At 45.5% G+C, this 17265-nt stretch carries 28 protein-coding genes; all 28 read left to right on the top strand.

The window, feature by feature from the left end; genetic code table 11:
• Window positions 1-5: 5 nt before the first annotated feature.
• The 28 genes from rplE (at window position 6) to cwlD (ending at window position 16777) form a co-directional block, all read left to right on the top strand.
• A complete protein-coding gene (gene rplE / locus ABJ225_RS20985) occupies window positions 6-545 on the top strand; it encodes a 50S ribosomal protein L5 (protein WP_048007618.1) in 540 nt (179 codons plus the stop codon).
• 13 nt (window positions 546-558) lie between these two features.
• The gene (locus tag ABJ225_RS20980) at window positions 559-744 is read left to right on the top strand and encodes a type Z 30S ribosomal protein S14 (protein ID WP_010191505.1); all 186 of its coding nucleotides are present in this window, start codon (window positions 559-561) and stop codon (window positions 742-744) included.
• Window positions 745-774: 30 nt separating this feature from the next.
• On the top strand, window positions 775-1173 hold the full coding sequence (gene rpsH / locus ABJ225_RS20975) for a 30S ribosomal protein S8 (protein WP_048007619.1): 399 nt from the start codon (window positions 775-777) through the stop codon (window positions 1171-1173).
• Between the two features lie 30 nt (window positions 1174-1203).
• The gene (gene rplF / locus ABJ225_RS20970; protein ID WP_048007620.1) at window positions 1204-1743 is read left to right on the top strand and encodes a 50S ribosomal protein L6; all 540 of its coding nucleotides are present in this window, start codon (window positions 1204-1206) and stop codon (window positions 1741-1743) included.
• A 33-nt stretch (window positions 1744-1776) separates the two neighbouring features.
• Window positions 1777-2139 carry a 50S ribosomal protein L18 gene (rplR, locus tag ABJ225_RS20965; RefSeq protein WP_048007621.1) on the top strand — a complete coding sequence of 121 codons (363 nt, stop codon included), beginning with the start codon at window positions 1777-1779 and terminating at the stop codon, window positions 2137-2139.
• Window positions 2140-2160: 21 nt separating this feature from the next.
• Window positions 2161-2661 carry a 30S ribosomal protein S5 gene (gene rpsE, locus ABJ225_RS20960; RefSeq protein WP_048007622.1) on the top strand — a complete coding sequence of 167 codons (501 nt, stop codon included), beginning with the start codon at window positions 2161-2163 and terminating at the stop codon, window positions 2659-2661.
• A gap of 13 nt (window positions 2662-2674) precedes the next feature.
• Entirely contained in the window at window positions 2675-2857 is a 183-nt protein-coding gene (gene rpmD / locus ABJ225_RS20955; protein ID WP_048007623.1) for a 50S ribosomal protein L30, read from the top strand.
• 32 nt (window positions 2858-2889) lie between these two features.
• Window positions 2890-3330: a 50S ribosomal protein L15 gene (rplO, locus tag ABJ225_RS20950; RefSeq protein ID WP_048007624.1), complete on the top strand. Its 441-nt coding sequence runs from the start codon at window positions 2890-2892 to the stop codon at window positions 3328-3330.
• The gene (gene secY / locus ABJ225_RS20945) at window positions 3330-4622 is read left to right on the top strand and encodes a preprotein translocase subunit SecY (protein WP_048007625.1); all 1293 of its coding nucleotides are present in this window, start codon (window positions 3330-3332) and stop codon (window positions 4620-4622) included. Before rplO ends, secY begins: the two co-directional genes overlap by 1 nt.
• A gap of 61 nt (window positions 4623-4683) precedes the next feature.
• On the top strand, window positions 4684-5334 hold the full coding sequence (locus ABJ225_RS20940; RefSeq protein ID WP_056541791.1) for an adenylate kinase: 651 nt from the start codon (window positions 4684-4686) through the stop codon (window positions 5332-5334).
• Window positions 5334-6080, top strand: coding sequence for a type I methionyl aminopeptidase (map, locus tag ABJ225_RS20935; RefSeq protein ID WP_053429945.1), 747 nt, complete (start codon window positions 5334-5336; stop codon window positions 6078-6080). Before ABJ225_RS20940 ends, map begins: the two co-directional genes overlap by 1 nt.
• A 15-nt stretch (window positions 6081-6095) precedes the next feature.
• Window positions 6096-6419, top strand: a complete 324-nt coding sequence (locus ABJ225_RS20930) for a KOW domain-containing RNA-binding protein (protein WP_218247767.1) — start codon at window positions 6096-6098, stop codon at window positions 6417-6419.
• Entirely contained in the window at window positions 6406-6624 is a 219-nt protein-coding gene (gene infA / locus ABJ225_RS20925) for a translation initiation factor IF-1 (protein ID WP_048007628.1), read from the top strand. The genes ABJ225_RS20930 and infA overlap by 14 nt, the downstream gene beginning before the upstream one ends.
• A gap of 38 nt (window positions 6625-6662) precedes the next feature.
• Complete coding sequence (gene rpmJ, locus ABJ225_RS20920) at window positions 6663-6776, top strand: 50S ribosomal protein L36 (RefSeq protein WP_003156543.1); 114 nt, start codon at window positions 6663-6665, stop codon at window positions 6774-6776.
• 23 nt (window positions 6777-6799) lie between these two features.
• Window positions 6800-7165 (top strand): 30S ribosomal protein S13, encoded by a 366-nt coding sequence (rpsM, locus tag ABJ225_RS20915; RefSeq protein WP_048007629.1) that lies wholly within the window; start codon window positions 6800-6802, stop codon window positions 7163-7165.
• Between the two features lie 25 nt (window positions 7166-7190).
• Window positions 7191-7580 (top strand): 30S ribosomal protein S11, encoded by a 390-nt coding sequence (rpsK, locus tag ABJ225_RS20910; protein ID WP_048007630.1) that lies wholly within the window; start codon window positions 7191-7193, stop codon window positions 7578-7580.
• 155 nt (window positions 7581-7735) lie between these two features.
• Window positions 7736-8680: a DNA-directed RNA polymerase subunit alpha gene (locus tag ABJ225_RS20905; protein ID WP_048007631.1), complete on the top strand. Its 945-nt coding sequence runs from the start codon at window positions 7736-7738 to the stop codon at window positions 8678-8680.
• A gap of 45 nt (window positions 8681-8725) precedes the next feature.
• A complete protein-coding gene (rplQ, locus tag ABJ225_RS20900) occupies window positions 8726-9088 on the top strand; it encodes a 50S ribosomal protein L17 (protein WP_048007632.1) in 363 nt (120 codons plus the stop codon).
• 283 nt (window positions 9089-9371) lie between these two features.
• Window positions 9372-10208 carry an energy-coupling factor ABC transporter ATP-binding protein gene (locus tag ABJ225_RS20895; protein ID WP_053429944.1) on the top strand — a complete coding sequence of 279 codons (837 nt, stop codon included), beginning with the start codon at window positions 9372-9374 and terminating at the stop codon, window positions 10206-10208.
• Window positions 10184-11047, top strand: coding sequence for an energy-coupling factor ABC transporter ATP-binding protein (locus ABJ225_RS20890; protein ID WP_347321528.1), 864 nt, complete (start codon window positions 10184-10186; stop codon window positions 11045-11047). Before ABJ225_RS20895 ends, ABJ225_RS20890 begins: the two co-directional genes overlap by 25 nt.
• Window positions 11044-11841, top strand: a complete 798-nt coding sequence (locus ABJ225_RS20885; RefSeq protein ID WP_056541801.1) for an energy-coupling factor transporter transmembrane component T family protein — start codon at window positions 11044-11046, stop codon at window positions 11839-11841. Before ABJ225_RS20890 ends, ABJ225_RS20885 begins: the two co-directional genes overlap by 4 nt.
• A gap of 15 nt (window positions 11842-11856) precedes the next feature.
• The gene (gene truA / locus ABJ225_RS20880; protein WP_148986172.1) at window positions 11857-12666 is read left to right on the top strand and encodes a tRNA pseudouridine(38-40) synthase TruA; all 810 of its coding nucleotides are present in this window, start codon (window positions 11857-11859) and stop codon (window positions 12664-12666) included.
• Between the two features lie 158 nt (window positions 12667-12824).
• Window positions 12825-13262 (top strand): 50S ribosomal protein L13, encoded by a 438-nt coding sequence (gene rplM / locus ABJ225_RS20875; RefSeq protein WP_048007636.1) that lies wholly within the window; start codon window positions 12825-12827, stop codon window positions 13260-13262.
• Window positions 13263-13284: 22 nt separating this feature from the next.
• Window positions 13285-13677 carry a 30S ribosomal protein S9 gene (gene rpsI, locus ABJ225_RS20870; RefSeq protein ID WP_048007637.1) on the top strand — a complete coding sequence of 131 codons (393 nt, stop codon included), beginning with the start codon at window positions 13285-13287 and terminating at the stop codon, window positions 13675-13677.
• 426 nt (window positions 13678-14103) lie between these two features.
• Complete coding sequence (locus ABJ225_RS20865; RefSeq protein WP_238283402.1) at window positions 14104-15045, top strand: SMI1/KNR4 family protein; 942 nt, start codon at window positions 14104-14106, stop codon at window positions 15043-15045.
• A 277-nt stretch (window positions 15046-15322) separates the two neighbouring features.
• On the top strand, window positions 15323-15388 hold the full coding sequence (gene rpsI / locus ABJ225_RS22425; protein WP_481900645.1) for a 30S ribosomal protein S9: 66 nt from the start codon (window positions 15323-15325) through the stop codon (window positions 15386-15388).
• A 163-nt stretch (window positions 15389-15551) separates the two neighbouring features.
• Window positions 15552-15998 (top strand): DUF2521 family protein, encoded by a 447-nt coding sequence (locus ABJ225_RS20860; protein ID WP_148986174.1) that lies wholly within the window; start codon window positions 15552-15554, stop codon window positions 15996-15998.
• Between the two features lie 65 nt (window positions 15999-16063).
• Window positions 16064-16777 (top strand): N-acetylmuramoyl-L-alanine amidase CwlD, encoded by a 714-nt coding sequence (gene cwlD, locus ABJ225_RS20855; protein ID WP_056541805.1) that lies wholly within the window; start codon window positions 16064-16066, stop codon window positions 16775-16777.
• Window positions 16778-17265: the final 488 nt, after the last annotated feature.

Here is a 17265-nt window from a genome sequence, read left to right as displayed (position 1 = left end):
TCTGTATGAACCGCCTAAAAGAAAAATTCCAAAAAGAAATCAGCCCGGCTTTAGTAAGCAAATTCAATTACAAATCAGTAATGGAAGTGCCTAAAGTTGAGAAAATCGTTGTCAACATGGGTGTCGGCGATGCTGTACAAAACTCAAAATCTCTTGACGTAGCAGTTGATGAGTTGATGCAAATCACTGGTCAAAAACCAGTTGTAACTAAAGCTAAAAAATCAATCGCAGGTTTCCGTCTTCGTGAAGGTATGCCAATCGGTGCGAAAGTAACTCTTCGCGGCGAGCGCATGTACCAATTCCTAGACAAATTGATTTCTGTTTCACTTCCACGTGTACGTGACTTCCGTGGTGTTTCTAAAAAAGCATTCGACGGTCGCGGTAACTACACTCTTGGAGTTAAAGAGCAATTGATTTTCCCTGAGATCGATTATGATAAAGTGTCTAAAGTACGCGGTATGGATATCGTTATCGTAACTACTGCAAACACAGACGAAGAAGCTCGTGAATTATTGACACAAATCGGAATGCCATTCCAAAAGTAAGGGAGGCGAAATCGTGGCTAAAAAATCAATGATTGCGAAACAAAAACGTACTCCAAAGCATAATGTTCAAGCGTACACACGTTGTGAGCGTTGCGGACGTCCTCATTCAGTCATCCGTAAATTCAAGCTTTGCCGTATTTGTTTCCGTGAACTTGCATACAAGGGTCAGATTCCTGGCGTTAAGAAAGCTAGTTGGTAAAACCCTATATTGGGAAGGAGGTAAATTATTATGACAATGACAGATCCAATTGCAGATTTGCTTACTCGCATCCGTAATGCGAACATGGTTCGTCACGAAAGACTAGAAGTTCCTGCTTCTAACATCAAGAAAGAAATCGCTGAAATCCTTAAACGTGAAGGTTTCGTACGTGATGTAGAATACGTGGAAGACAACAAACAAGGTCTTATCCGTATCTTCTTGAAATACGGAAGCAACAACGAACGTGTAATCACTGGATTGAAGCGTATCTCTAAACCTGGTTTACGTGTATATGCAAAATCTACAGAAGTACCTAAAGTTCTTAACGGACTGGGTATCGCGCTTGTATCAACTTCTCAAGGTGTCTTGACTGACAAAGAAGCCCGCGCTAAACAAGTTGGCGGAGAAGTACTAGCTTACGTTTGGTAATATTTTTTAAACGAATGGAGGTGCAACAGGATGTCACGTGTAGGTAAACTACCAATCGAAATTCCATCTGATGTTACAATTACAGTAGCTGAGAACAATCTCGTCACTGTAAAAGGACCTAAAGGGGAACTTTCTCGTACATTCAATTCAGATATTAAAGTAGAAGTAGAAGGGACAACTGCTACAGTTACCCGTCCTTCTGATGCTAAAGAACACCGCGCGCTTCACGGTACAACTCGTGCTTTGATCGCGAACATGGTTGAAGGAGTCTCTAAAGGATTCCAACGCAACCTAGAGCTAGTCGGTGTTGGTTACCGTGCTCAAAAACAAGGTACGAAACTTGTGCTTAACGTTGGTTACTCTCACCCAGTTGAGATCGAACCAGAACAAGGCATCGAGATCGAAGTACCAGCAAACACTAAGATTTCCATCAAAGGAATCGACAAAGAACGCGTTGGCGCATTAGCTGCTAACATCCGTGCAGTACGTTCTCCTGAGCCTTACAAAGGAAAAGGTATTCGCTACGAAGGCGAATATGTTCGTCGTAAAGAAGGTAAAACAGGTAAATAATGCCGCGTAGGCTAAAGAAAGGAGTGACCGTAGGTGATTACTAAGCCAGATAAGAACAAAACACGTAAGAAAAGACATGCCCGTGTCCGTTCAAAAATTACTGGAACTGAAACTCGTCCTCGTCTGAACGTTTTCCGTTCTAATAAAAATATCTACGCTCAACTTATCGATGATACTAATGGTGTAACTCTAGTGAGTGCATCTTCTCAAGATAAAGATTTCGGAACTGAAGCAACTGCAACTGTTGAAGCAGCAGCGAAAGTTGGAGAACTAGTTGCGAAAAAAGCTGTAGAAAAAGGCCTTAAATCAGTGGTATTCGACCGTGGTGGATATCTATACCATGGCCGCGTTAAAGCTTTGGCTGAAGCAGCTCGTGAAAACGGCCTAGAATTTTAATAAAAAGGAGGGACAATCCAGATGAGTCGTATTGATTCAAGCAAACTCGAATTTGAAGAACGCGTAGTTACAATCAATCGTGTTGCGAAAGTTGTTAAAGGTGGACGTCGTTTCCGCTTTGCTGCTCTAGTAGTAGTAGGTGACAAAAACGGCCATGTTGGCTTCGGAACTGGTAAAGCGCAAGAGGTACCAGATGCAATCCGTAAAGCGATTGAAGATGCGAAGAAAAATCTAATCGAAGTTCCTATGGTAGGTGGAACTACACCTCACCAAGTTACTGGTCAGTTTGGCGCAGGACAAATCCTGATCAAGCCAGCTTCTGCCGGTACTGGAATCATCGCTGGTGGACCTGTCCGTGCGGTACTGGAGTTGGCTGGTGTTCAAGATATCCTTTCTAAGTCATTGGGATCTAACACTCCAATCAACATGGTTCGCGCAACAATCCAAGGTCTTACACAACTTAAGCGTGCTGAAGACGTAGCAAAACTACGTGGTAAATCAGTAGAAGAGATCTTAGGTTAAGGGAGGGATAACGATGGCTAATAAACTAGAAATTACCCTCACTCGCAGCATCATTGGCCGTCCTCAAGATCAACGTAAAACTGTTGAAGCTTTGGGACTTCGCAAAATGCATCAAACAGTCGAGCAACAAGATAATGCTGCAATCCGCGGCATGATCAACAAGGTTTCTCACCTTGTGACTGTAACTGAAAAATAATTCCTAACGTTTATAAAGAAGGAGGTGCCGACATGAAATTACATGAATTACAATCTGCAGAAGGTTCTCGTAAAGTCCGTAACCGTGTAGGACGTGGTATTGGTTCAGGTAATGGTAAGACATCTGGTAAAGGTCATAAAGGACAAAACGCCCGTTCAGGCGGTGGAACTCGTCCTGGCTTCGAAGGTGGTCAAACTCCATTATTCCAACGTCTTCCTAAACGTGGATTCACGAACATCAATCGTAAAGAGTATGCAATCGTCAACCTTGACGCATTAAATCGCTTCGAAGATGGTACAGAAGTTACTCCAGCCCTACTAGTTGAAACTGGTGTGGTAAGTAACGAAAAAGCAGGAATCAAGATTCTTGGTAAAGGTTCAATCGAGAAAAAGCTTACTGTTAAAGCAACTAAATTCTCAACCACTGCTAAAGAAGCTATCGAAGCTGCTGGCGGTACAACCGAGGTGATCTAATGTTTCGAACTGTCTCCAATTTTATGCGCGTGGGTGATATAAGAAATAAAATTATCTTCACCCTTCTAATGTTAATTGTCTTTCGTCTTGGTACCTTTATCCCGGTACCAAACGTAGACGCTGAAGTATTGAAAATGCAAGACCAGGCGGGGCTTCTAGGATTCCTGAATACATTTGGTGGCGGTGCACTTCAGAACTTCTCGATCTTCGCGATGGGGATCATGCCGTATATCACGGCTTCCATCATCGTACAGCTCCTGCAAATGGATGTTGTTCCGAAGTTTACGGAATGGTCGAAGCAAGGCGAAGTGGGTCGTCGTAAATTAGCCCAGTTCACACGATATTTCACCATCATCTTAGGTTTTATTCAAGCTTTCGGTATGTCCTATGGCTTCAATAGAATCTATGGTGGGATGCTCATTCAAAGCCCGGGACCAAGTACGTACCTTCTTATTGCGTTAGTATTGACGGCCGGTACGGCTTTTCTTATGTGGTTGGGTGAACAAATCACGGCTAAAGGTGTTGGAAATGGTATTTCGATCCTGATCTTTGCAGGTATCGTCGCAGCCATCCCGAACACTGTAAACCAAATCTATGCACAACAAATCGAAGGTGCTGGTGAACAGCTCTTCCTTCGCATTGTGGTTCTTGCACTTCTTGTTTTGGCAGTCATTGCAATCGTAGTTGGAGTAGTGTTCATTCAACAAGCACTTCGTAAAATTCCGATTCAATATGCAAAACGTTTAGTGGGGCGTAGTCCGGTTGGTGGACAGTCAACGCATATCCCATTGAAGGTGAATGCTGCGGGTGTTATTCCGGTAATCTTCGCGATTTCCTTTATCATCACTCCACAGACGATCTCATCCTTCTTTGGAAACAACAATGTGACAGATACGATTCAATACATCTTTGATTATACGAAACCAGTCGGAATGATCATTTATGTGGCGTTGATCGTCGCATTTACGTATTTCTATGCTTTCATTCAAGTCAATCCGGAGCAAATGTCCGAGAACTTGAAGAAGCAGGGTGGTTACATCCCGGGTATCAGACCAGGGAAGAACACACAGGAATATCTCACTCGCGTTCTGTATCGTCTAACAATTGTAGGTGCCGCCTTCCTTGCCATCATTGCAGTTTTACCGGTATTCTTCATTAATTTTGCAGGATTGCCGCAGTCGGCTCAAATCGGTGGAACAAGCTTACTCATCGTAGTAGGTGTTGCGCTTGAGACGATGAAACAACTGGAATCTCAGCTTGTGAAGCGTCACTACAAAGGATTCATCAAATAAGAGGGTTTTCGGGAACATTTTGTTCCTGAAGCCGTTTTATAGACAATTAGGGGGAGTTCGAGTGAATATAGTTCTAATGGGCTTACCAGGTGCAGGAAAAGGCACTCAAGCTGAAAAGATCGTAGAAAAGTATGGTATCCCCCATATTTCTACCGGTGACATGTTCCGTGCAGCCATCAAGGGAGGCACAGAGCTAGGTTTGAAGGCTAAATCTTTCATGGACAATGGTGATTTGGTACCTGATGAGGTAACGATCGGCATCGTCGGTGAACGTTTAAGCAAAGAGGACTGCAATAAGGGCTTCTTACTGGACGGGTTTCCTAGAACGGTTGCTCAAGCAGAAGCACTTGAGAACATCCTAGCTGATCTTGGTAAAAAAATGAATTATGTCATTAACATCGACGTAGATAAAGACATCCTGATGGAGCGTTTGACAGGTCGCAGGATCTGCAGAGAGTGCGGCGCTACGTATCATCTTGTCTTTAATCCACCGAAAGAAGAAGGTGTTTGCACACGCTGTGGAGGCGAACTCTACCAACGTGCCGATGATAACGAAGAAACGGTTCAAAACCGTCTTGACGTCAACATCAAGCAAACTCAACCACTGCTTTCATACTACGAAGATAAAGGGTATCTCAAGAATATCAACGGTCAACAAGACATCAATCTGGTGTTTGCTGACATCGATGAACTTCTCGGAGGCCTTTCATAATGATCATCTGCAAAACTCCGAGGGAGATTGAGATCATGCGCCATGCTGGCAAGATCGTGGCTTTGACTCATGCGGAATTGCAAAAGCATATTTCTCCGGGAATATCGACGAAGGAATTGGATGCAATCGCTGAGAAATTCATTCGTAAACATGATGCAATTCCATCTTTTAAAGGGTATAATGGGTTTCGTGGCAGCATCTGTGCCTCAGTGAATAATGAACTTGTTCACGGGATTCCAGGGGATCGCGTCCTTAAGAATGGCGATATTATCAGTCTCGATATCGGGGCGAAATATCAAGGCTATCATGGGGATTCAGCTTGGACTTATCCTGTTGGGACAATAGATGATGAAACTCAAAAGCTTCTCGATGTAACAGAGGAATCACTTTTTCTGGGACTGAAAGAGGCGAAGCCAGGCGAACGTTTGTCGAATATCTCTCATAGTATACAAACTTTTGTGGAGGCCAATGGCTTTTCAATCGTTCGTGAGTATGTGGGACACGGTGTTGGTCAAGACTTACATGAGGACCCGCAAATCCCTCATTATGGACCGCCAAACAAAGGTCCGCGTCTGAAGCCTGGCATGGTACTGGCAATTGAACCGATGGTAAACGCAGGAAGCCGATATGTGAAGACACTTTCGGATAACTGGACTGTTGTCACAGTTGATGATAAAATGTGTGCGCACTTTGAACACACCATTGCAATTACTGAAGAAGGCTATGAGATTTTGACGAAAGCCTGAGTGAAGGTGATTGGATTGATCGAGTCAGAATCAACGATACCGAGGATCGGCCAAATCGTTCAGGTCCTTACTGGAAATGAACGTGGAAGCTACTCGATCGTTGTTCAGCAATTGGATGAACGTTTTGTACTCATCGCAGATGGAGATAAAAGAAGGTTCGACCGCCCAAAACGGAAGAACATCCGGCATCTTCAAATGTGTGACCATGTTTCTCCAGAAGTTCATAACAGTATGATGGAAACAGGCAGAGTGACGAACGGTAAACTGCGCCATGCAGTTTCGAAGTTTGTAGAAGAAATAAGCGAGAAGAAGGGAGACGCGTTCAATGGCAAAAGATGATGTAATTGAAGTTGAAGGTAAAGTACTAGAAACTTTGCCGAATGCTACTTTTAAAGTAGAATTAGAAAATGGTCATACCATTCATGCTCATGTATCAGGGAAGATCCGTATGCACTTCATCCGTATCCTGCCTGGTGATAAGGTGACTGTCGAACTTTCACCATATGACTTGACTAAAGGTAGAATCACTTATCGTTACAAATAATCTATTGCACTCCGTACTATCAAGGAGGTTAGAATAAGATGAAAGTCAGACCATCTGTAAAACCTATCTGCGAAAAATGCAAAGTCATCCGCAGAAAAGGAAAAGTCATGGTTATCTGTGAAAACCCTAAACACAAACAAAAACAAGGCTAAACTTAAAGGAGGTGCGAATCACTATGGCACGTATTGCTGGTGTAGACATTCCACGTGACAAACGTGTTGTCATTTCATTAACATACATCTATGGAATTGGTAAAAACACTGCTGCTAAAATCTTGGCTGAAGCCGGTGTATCAGAAGATACTCGCGTTCGCGATCTTACTGAGGACGAACTTGGTAAAATCCGTGATATCGTCGACAAATTGAAAGTTGAGGGTGACCTTCGTCGTGAAATCTCACTCAACATCAAACGTCTGATGGAAATCGGTTCTTATCGCGGTCTTCGTCACCGTCGTGGACTACCTGTTCGTGGTCAACATACGAAGAACAATGCACGTACACGTAAAGGTCCTCGTAAAACTGTAGCTAACAAGAAAAAATAATAGGTAAAGGAGGTTACTTCTTAGTATGGCACGTAAACAAAACACTCGTAAACGTCGTGTGAAAAAGAATATCGAAGCTGGTATTGCTCACATCCGTTCTACATTCAATAACACAATCGTAACTATTACTGATGTTCACGGAAACGCTGTTGCATGGTCAAGTGCAGGTTCACTAGGATTCAGAGGATCTCGTAAATCTACACCATTCGCAGCACAAATGGCTGCTGAAACAGCTGCTAAAGCTTCTCAGGAACACGGTTTGAAAACTCTCGAAGTAACAGTTAAAGGTCCTGGTGCTGGTCGTGAAGCTGCAATCCGTGCGCTTCAAGCTGCAGGTCTTGAAGTTACTGCAATAAGAGACGTCACTCCAGTTCCTCATAATGGATGCCGTCCGCCAAAACGTCGCCGCGTTTAATTTCTCTGTATAAATTTTGTATCGTTGTCTATAATGGGTTATGATACAAAATGTTCAGAAAAGTAACCAGTTGTTGGTGCACAATAGGGAACGTAAACAAGGGGAATTTCGGACTTTAGACCGGAGTTCGACGTTTTGAAGGAGGGTAAATATTAATGATCGAAATTGAAAAGCCAAAAATTGAAACGGTTGAGATCAGCGATGATGCCACATATGGAAAGTTCGTCGTAGAACCACTTGAGCGTGGATATGGTACAACTTTGGGTAACTCCTTACGTCGTATCCTACTATCGTCACTCCCAGGTGCCGCTGTCACATCTATTCAAATAGATGGAGTACTGCATGAGTTTTCAACAATTGAAGGCGTCGTAGAGGATGTAACATCCATCATTTTGAATATCAAAAAGCTGGCGTTGAAGATCTACTCTGATGAAGAGAAGACGTTGGAAATTGATGTGCAGGGTGAAGGCGTCGTTACGGCTGCTGATATTACTCACGATAGTGATGTTGAAGTGTTAAACCCCGATTTACACATCGCGACATTATCGAAAAGTGGTCATTTCCGTGTGCGTCTAAGCGCAGCTCGCGGACGTGGTTACCGACCTGCAGATCAAAACAAGCGTGAAGATCTTCCAATTGGCGTGATCCCAATCGATTCTATTTACACTCCAGTATCTCGCGTTAACTATCAGGTGGAGAATACGCGTGTCGGTCAAATGACCAACTACGATAAACTTTCCCTTGATGTATGGACTGATGGAAGTATTGGACCTAAGGAAGCTATTTCTTTGGGAGCTAAGATTCTGACAGAACATCTTAATATTTTCGTTGGCCTTACAGATGAGGCGCAGAACGCTGAAATCATGGTTGAAAAAGAAGAGGATCAAAAAGAGAAAGTTCTTGAGATGACTATCGAAGAATTGGATCTTTCCGTTCGCTCTTACAACTGCTTGAAGCGTGCTGGAATCAACACTGTGCAAGAACTTGCTAACAAAACTGAAGAAGATATGATGAAAGTACGGAATCTTGGACGTAAATCCCTTGAAGAGGTCAAAGTTAAACTTGAAGACCTTGGACTTGGATTGCGTAAAGACGACTGATCAACTTCTTTCTATAGATAGACTCAACAAAGGAGGGAACCCTTAATGGCTTACAGAAAGTTAGGACGTACAAGTGCTCAACGTAAAGCAATGCTACGTGATTTAGCTACAGACCTAATCATCAACGAGCGCATCGAAACAACTGAAACTCGTGCGAAAGAACTTCGTTCGGTTGTGGAGAAAATGATCACTCTAGGTAAACGCGGTGATCTTCATGCTCGTCGCCAAGCAGGTGCATACATTCGTAAAGAAGTTGCTAACGCTGAAACTAACCAAGATGCTCTTCAAAAGTTGTTCGCTGACATCGCTCCACGCTACACAGAGCGCCAAGGTGGATATACACGCATCATGAAGGTTGGTCCTCGTCGCGGTGACGGTGCTCCAATGGCAATCATCGAATTAGTTTAATAATTCGTGACGACTAACATTAAGGGCGGGACAGTTAATCCTTAACTGTTCTTTGCCCTTTTTGTATAAGTGCATGTCGATGAAAAGCAGAGCGTTACGATGAGCAGCTCAGGCTGACTCGTCTAGCTCGTGCACCCCTTCCAACTTCTATAGGCATAGAAGCTGTTCAATGGATTGAACAAGAAAAGACTTCTTTTCTTTGGACGGGGTGCAGGCTTTTTTTTGTATATGGGCATTTTTTGATAAGCTGAGATGAGAGTAGTGTAGAGGAGGTAGAGTAGGATTGGATAAGATCATCAACGTAGAGAATGTCCGCTTCCGATATTCCGATGAAGGGAATGAAGCGCTGAAGGGTATCAACCTCTCTGTCAACCGGGGGGAATGGCTGGCGATCGTCGGGCATAATGGATCAGGGAAATCCACCCTTGCCAAAATGCTGAACGGTCTTCATTTTCCGAATGAAGGAGTCGTAACAGTGGACGGCACACGTCTTCAGGAAGAAACGATATGGGAGATCCGCGCCAAGCTGGGGATGGTATTTCAAAACCCTGACAATCAATTTGTCGGTGCGACAGTTGAGGATGATGTGGCTTTTGGGTTGGAAAACCATGGTGTGCCTCATGATGTGATGGTGAAACGAGTGAGGGAAGCACTGAAGAACGTCCATATGGGTGATTTTCTTGCTCAAGAGCCGCACCATCTATCGGGTGGACAGAAGCAACGGGTAGCCATTGCAGGTGTCATTGCACTGCAGCCATCCATCATTATCCTGGACGAAGCCACTTCCATGCTCGATCCCAAAGGACGAAAAGAGGTACTAGAGGTGGTCCGAAAGCTGAAGGAAGAAGAGGAGCTGACGGTCATCTCCATCACCCACGATCTTGAAGAAGCATCAAGGGCCGATCGGATCATCGTACTGAACCAGGGAACCGTGTTCAAAGAGGGAACCCCGGAAGAGATCTTCAAGCTTGAAGACGAACTGACGGGACTGGGTCTAGATTCACCGTTTACAATCAAGCTTGCCGGTGCATTGAAGGAACGGGGAATTCCATTATCCAAAACATACTTAACAGAAGAAGAGTTGGTGAATGAACTATGCAGATCACATTTAAACATGTAGAGTACCGGTATTCATTCAATACTCCATTCGAAAAGTTGGCGCTCGAGGACATCAACCTGGAGATCCCGACCGGACGATTCCTATCCGTCATCGGACATACGGGCTCTGGGAAATCCACGCTCCTGCAACACCTGAACGGGTTGTTGAAGCCCACGGAAGGCACCGTGACCATGGGGTCTCATACAATCCATGCAAAACAAAAGTCAAAAAGCCTTAAAGCCGTCCGCCAAAAGGTAGGGATCGTCTTTCAATTCCCGGAGCATCAGCTCTTTGAAGAAACGGTCTTGAAGGACATCTGCTATGGCCCGATGAATTTCGGCATCAGCCGGGAAGTGGCGGAATCACGTGCAAGGGAACTGATCGTCAAGGTCGGTTTGACGGAAGAGGTTTTAGAAAAGTCACCGTTTGATCTTTCCGGCGGTCAAATGCGCCGTGTCGCCATCGCCGGCGTCCTTGCCATGGACCCTGAAGTCATCGTCCTGGATGAGCCGACGGCAGGCCTGGACCCGCGGGGGCAAAAAGAGATCATGGACATGTTCTATGAGCTTCACAAAGAAAAGGGTCTCACGACGATCCTGGTCACCCACAGCATGGAGGATGCAGCTCGATATGCCGATGAGATCGTCATCATGCAAAAAGGCCGGTTAAAGAAGCAAGGCGCTCCAAGGAAGATCTTCTCCCAAGCGGAAGAACTGTTTGAAATGGGCTTGGATGTGCCGGACGTCGTTCGCTTCCAGTACGAATACGAAAAGGCCTCAGGGAGATCCCTCGGCCGGACGTGCCTGACCATCGAAGAGCTGGCAGATGCCATTTCTGTGTCAGGAGGTGGACGGCCATGATGGAAAAGATGATCATCGGACGTTACGTTCCCGGTCAATCCGTTCTTCACCGGGCAGATCCCCGGGCTAAACTCCTGTTTATTTTCGGGTTCATCTGTATCGTCTTCCTGGCGAATAACGCGCTGACATATGGAATCCTTGGTATCTTCACACTCGGTGCACTCTTCCTATCGAGATTGCCGATCCGTTTCATCCTGGGCGGATTGAAGCCGATCCTATGGATCATCCTGTTTACCTTCTTGCTGCATATCTTCTTTACCAAAGAAGGAGATGTGCTCGTGGATCTGAAATGGTTCGCTATCCATGAAGAAGGCCTGAGACAAGGGATCTTCATCAGTTTACGGTTCTTTTACCTTATCTTGATCACATCCTTGCTCACGCTGACGACATCACCGATCACGATTACGGACGGACTCGAGACGCTGTTGAATCCGCTTCGTAAGATCAAGTTTCCCGTACACGAGCTGGCCCTCATGATGTCCATCTCCCTAAGGTTCATCCCGACCCTGATGGAAGAGACGGATAAGATCATGAAGGCTCAGATCGCCCGGGGGGCAGAGTTTACCTCAGGACCGATCAAGGACAGGCTACAGGCCATCGTCCCGCTGCTGATCCCACTATTCGTAAGTGCCTTCAAGCGTGCGGAAGACTTGGCCACCGCCATGGAAGCAAGGGGCTATCAGGGAGGGGAGGGCCGGACGAAATACCGGCTCCTTTCCTGGAAGGGCAGGGATACGATGGTCATCATCGTCCTGCTGGTCCTCACGGGACTCCTGATCGTGTTCAGGGGATGACAGGGGGAATGACTCATGCAACGGATTAAATGCTTACTGGCGTATGATGGGACCGGTTTTCACGGATATCAGGTACAGCCCGGTCAACGGACGGTCCAAGGGGAGCTTGAACGGGTCCTCGGTGCCATCCATAAGGGGGCTTCGATCCGGGTGACGGCCTCTGGCCGGACGGATGCCGGGGTCCACGCACAGGGGCAAGTGTTTCATTTTGACACCCCGCTCTCCATACCCGAAGAGAAATGGCCGGTCGTCCTCAATACGCGGATACCGGACGAAATGACCATTCTGCAGGCAGAGGTCGTCTCAAGTGACTTCCACTCGCGTTTCTCCGTGAAGGAGAAGGAATACCGCTATAGGATCTATAAAGGGACAGAGAGAAGTCCGTTTCATCGGAACTTCGCCCTGCATTACCCTTATCCGCTTGACGTCGGGGTGATGGAGGAAGCCGCTGCCCACCTTCTCGGTGAGCATGACTTCACAAGCTTCTGTTCGGCCAAGACCGAAGTGGAAGATAAGATCAGGACCATCCATGCCATCACCTTGGAAGAGACCGGCAACGAGCTTGTCCTGTCCTTCAGGGGGAATGGGTTCCTTTATAATATGGTGAGGATCCTGACGGGGACCTTGCTGGAAGTCGGATCCGGCAAACGGAGACCTGACAGCATCCCCGACACCCTTGCTGCAAAGGACCGGGACGCAGCAGGGAAAACGGCACCTGCACACGGCTTATATCTGTGGAAGGTGTGCTACGGAGACGGAATGGCAGGGGATGATACGAATGGATCATTCCCTTGTAATCAGGAAAGCACCACAAATCAAAAATAAAAAACTAAAACAACTAATCCTGGTGTAACATACCCTTGACATTCTTCTGGGAACAAGATAATATAGCATATGGTATGTTATTAACCCCACGATAAGCCCCGGAAACTTATTGTGATTTAAGAATAAATACTACGGATTGAGTAATAGGAGGATAAATCATGCGTACAACGTATATGGCTAAAGCCACTGAAATCGAACGTAAATGGCTCGTTGTAGATGCAGAAGGCAAAACTCTTGGTCGTTTGGCTAGTGAAGTTGCTTCTATTCTACGCGGTAAACACAAACCAACATTCACACCACATGTTGACACTGGTGATCACGTGATCATCTTGAACGCTTCTAAAATCGAATTGACTGGTAAAAAGCTTACTGACAAGATCTACTACCGTCACAGCCTACACCCAGGTGGTTTGAAACAACGTACTGCATTGGAAATGCGTACAAACTACTCAGAAAAAATGCTTGAACTAACAATCAAAGGAATGCTTCCTAAAGGTTCACTTGGTCGTCAAATGTTCAAGAAATTGCACGTATACGCTGGAGCGGAGCATCCGCACCAAGCACAACAACCTGAAGTTTACGAACTTCGTGGATAATTAAAAAGAGGAGGTTATTATCTTGGCTCAAGTTCAATATTATGGAACTGGTCGTCGTAAGAGCTCAGTAGCTCGCGTACGTTTGGTACCAGGTAACGGAAACATCATCATCAACGATCGTGAAGTAGAAGTATACATCCCATTCGCAGCACTACGCGAAGTAATCAAGCAACCTCTAGTTGCTACAGAAACTCTTGGTAACTACGATGTACTCGTAAACGTACATGGTGGAGGTTACACTGGCCAAGCTGGAGCTATCCGTCACGGTATCGCTCGTGCTTTGCTTCAAGTTGACCCTGAGTACCGTGGTTCTCTAAAACGCGCTGGTCTATTGACTCGTGACTCCCGTATGAAAGAACGTAAAAAATACGGTCTTAAAGGTGCACGTCGCGCGCCACAATTCTCAAAACGTTAATATACTTGGTATATCAACACGTACCCTCTTTGCTCTTACTGGGCAAGGAGGGTATTTTTGTGTCTGAATAGGGTATTGAATACCCCTTGAATACCTTTAGCTAAAAATCCATGTATTGCTGGAACATCTCCGTTGTTTTCTCCGTAGCTTCATCGGTCACATGAGTGTAAATATCCATCGTGGTTTGAACGTCTGAATGACCAAAAAGTAACCATCACCAAAATCATTGGTAAGCCCCCTGTCATTGTTATTGCCGGATACGATTTATTTAGAAGTAAAACACTTGAAGGCGCGTACAGCAAAGTAACCGGTTTTGATGTAGAATGGACAGGATCACAAATTTATATAGGCAAGTCATATTCCAAGACGTACACCGTAAAGTCAACGAATTTCTGGATGACATAAAGTGTCACATCCGTAGGTTGGTTGGGGTCTTATCCTAAAACGGAAAGCGGAAAAGCAGGTCCTGTATTAGCAAATAAAAAAGCAACTTTCTATCCTGTGATTAAAAATAACCATAGCGGTCAGTATATGCCCACTCCGACAAGAGCTGATATGGCCGTCGTTCCATTAGAAAAACGCGCACCTTGGAACAATACACTTCGAGGACAATATATTGCTTCGTATATTGATTCGTATGGGAATCCGAACTGGGATTGGTCTGGAGTAGACATACACCACGTCATCCAAGAGAGTACGGGGGAGGAAACAGTTTCTCTAATCTGTATCCATTACCGCGAACCATTCACCAGCAATCGGTATCTCCATGGTGGGCAAGCTACTAAAATGAAAATAGGGGGAGTTTCAATGATACTCAAAAAGACGTTGCAAGCTCTAAAGAAACGACTTGATGAAAAAGGGAATATGGAGATTGTAGCTGAGCAAGGGGAAATTCACACAGTTCATTGTTCATTTAATCCCCCTATTGCAGGTAAAGAGCTGAAGGACTTTCAAGATGAAAAAGGATGGATTTTACCTGAAGATGTTCAACAATTTCTATCTAAACACAACGGAGCCAAAATGTATGAAATGTTACTGGGCTCGATTAATATTGGTGGTGGATTGCAAATATACTCTTTAGAGGAAATAAAGAAGACACACGATGCCCTTAAATCATTGTCTGATTATATTCCAATAGGGTATGTGTTTGAAAATAATCTATTAATAAGTCGAACAGCTCTTGAACGAGATGATCCAGACTATTTGTATATTTCTGGGACATTGCTAAAACCGGAACCCTTACATTCGAATCTGGAATTGTTTTTAGATCGGTTTGTGGTGTCACAGGGTTCAAACTTTTGGGAATGGCCAAACTATACAGCCAAGAATTACTATAAGCAATCTGGAGGAATTGAAACTTCATACTAATTAAATCAAACCATAGTCGGTCAACGACCTTGCTGTATATTTCAATTATCTGAGGAGCGTTTTGGAGATAAAAGAATCCACATTTATCACAAAAAGGTTTCAAACGTTTTAAAAATACGTTTAAGGGTTATCGATCAAAGTTCATCAGGGCGCATGGGCATGTAATTTCCGTAAAATGCATAATACCAAGAATACCTTTTGGGGAAATTGGTCCCAGGATAAGGTGATGATTTAAAGGAGTTTATTTATTTCCGGATAAAGATAATTAATTCTACTTTTGAATGAGCATAAAAAATACGGTCTTAAAGGTGCACGTCGCGCGCCACAATTCTCAAAACGTTAATTTTTTCATGGAAGACCCGACCTTTTTGGTTGGGTCTTTTTTCATTTTGCCCTGGCGAGACGACTTTATGACAGGGCCGCCTTCAAAAATCTCCCTTGGTAACAGTTCCTCGAATGAACCGGTCTCCCGAGAAGGAGAATAGGGTCAAAGGGGTGGATTAGTGTTGAACGTCATCACGACTTTTACAACGAAACAACGCGAAAGAGAAATCAAATCCGAACGGACCCTCCTACGTGGCATCTCCATCAAGATGCTTCAGGAGAGCGTCAGAAAACATTTCGGTTATATAAAGATACAAGGCGGCACCTTCATGCAGGAGGGCTTTGATGAAGCCTGTTTCGATGTGGCAATCGAGGCCTACCTGCTCGGAGGGAAAGTCAGCAAGTTCGGTCATGAAGGTGAAGGGGAAGAGCGCGTGAAGCAGCGCTGCCATACAGAACTCAAGCACTTCATCGATACGCTGTATAACTTCTGGCTCTACTGGGCCGAAGTCGGTGTCACCCAGCCTGTGGATGAGTCCTTCTACCACTCCTGTGAGCATTTTGTCGACACATGGTGGGAGGAAGGATATGGGCAGGGGATGAAGCGTCTTAAGCTCCGGCTTCACTAAAAGGGTTCTAAATGTCTTTCTTGTCCCATATTTTTTAATAAGGCAAATGGGACAGGAGGACGATCATGCGTCAAAAGCTCAAAGTCATCGGGATGATCGCTGCGCTGGCAGCGGTGCTGTTTGTTATTCAATACAAGATCCTGGATAAGGACACGTGGGGGTCTTGGAATCTCCCCTTATCCGGTAAGGTGATCTATATCGATCCCGGTCACGGTGGTCCTGACGGTGGTGCAGGGGACAAGAACGCCCTTGAGAAGGATATCGCCCTTGATGTCTCCATCATGATCAGGGACTATCTCCAGGAGCAGGGAGCCCTTGTGATCATGACCAGGGAAGAAGACGTAGATCTGGCAGATGAAGATACGAAGGGATACAGCAGGAGGAAAGTCGAAGACCTTCATGAACGCTTGAGGCGTATCAATGACTCCGAGGCCGACCTGTATCTGAGCGTGCACCTGAACTCAATTCCGTCTGCCCAGTGGAGCGGGGCACAAACGTTCTACAACCCGAAGTTCAAGGAAAACGAGGCATTCGCCAAAGCCATCCAAAAAGAACTGATACGAAACCTGGAGAACACGACAAGGGAAGCGAAGGGGCTCCAGAATGTCTATATCCTGAAGCACGCCAAGAAACCAGGCGCCCTCGTGGAAATTGGCTTCCTATCAAACCCGGGAGAGCGGGCGAATCTTCTCAAGAAGGACTACCAGGAAAAGATCGCTGCATCGGTTTATGAAGGGATCATGGATTATCTTGCCGAGGCACCGGATAAAAAGGAATAGTGCAGGGACCCGTACTCCTTCTGGGGATCGGGTCTTTTTGTTGTGGAGGAAGAGCCTTCGTTTTGATCAGCATCTCCTTCCTTGTCGTTTGCTTGTCTCCTCAGAGCGAGTCCCCTCCGCTTTTCGTGATGTCTAGCTCCGGGGGCTTGAGGCTCGAGGTCATAAGGCAAGAACCCAAAAAGGCCAAGAGCGCCTTTCCGGGTTCTCGTCTTATGCATGTCGGGTCAGACCGACCCGCCTCCGCTTTTCGTGATGTCTAGCTCCGGCGGGTTGACCCTCGAGGTCATAAGCCAAGAACCCAAAAAGGCCAAGACCGCCTTTCCGGGTTCTTGGCTTATGCTTGTCGGGTCAGAGCGACCCGCCTGCGGTTTTCGTGGTGTCTAGCTCCGGGGGCTTGAGGCTCGAGGTCATAAGGCAAGAACCCAAAAAGGCCAAGAGCGCCTTTCCGGGTTCTCGTCTTATGCATGTCGGGTCAGACCGACCCGCCT

This window comes from Rossellomorea sp. RS05 (assembly GCF_039822645.1).
GTDB lineage: Bacteria > Bacillota > Bacilli > Bacillales > Bacillaceae_B > Rossellomorea > Rossellomorea marisflavi_B.
Note: the sequence above shows the minus strand (reverse complement) of the source record. Positions and strands in the feature narration are given on the sequence as shown.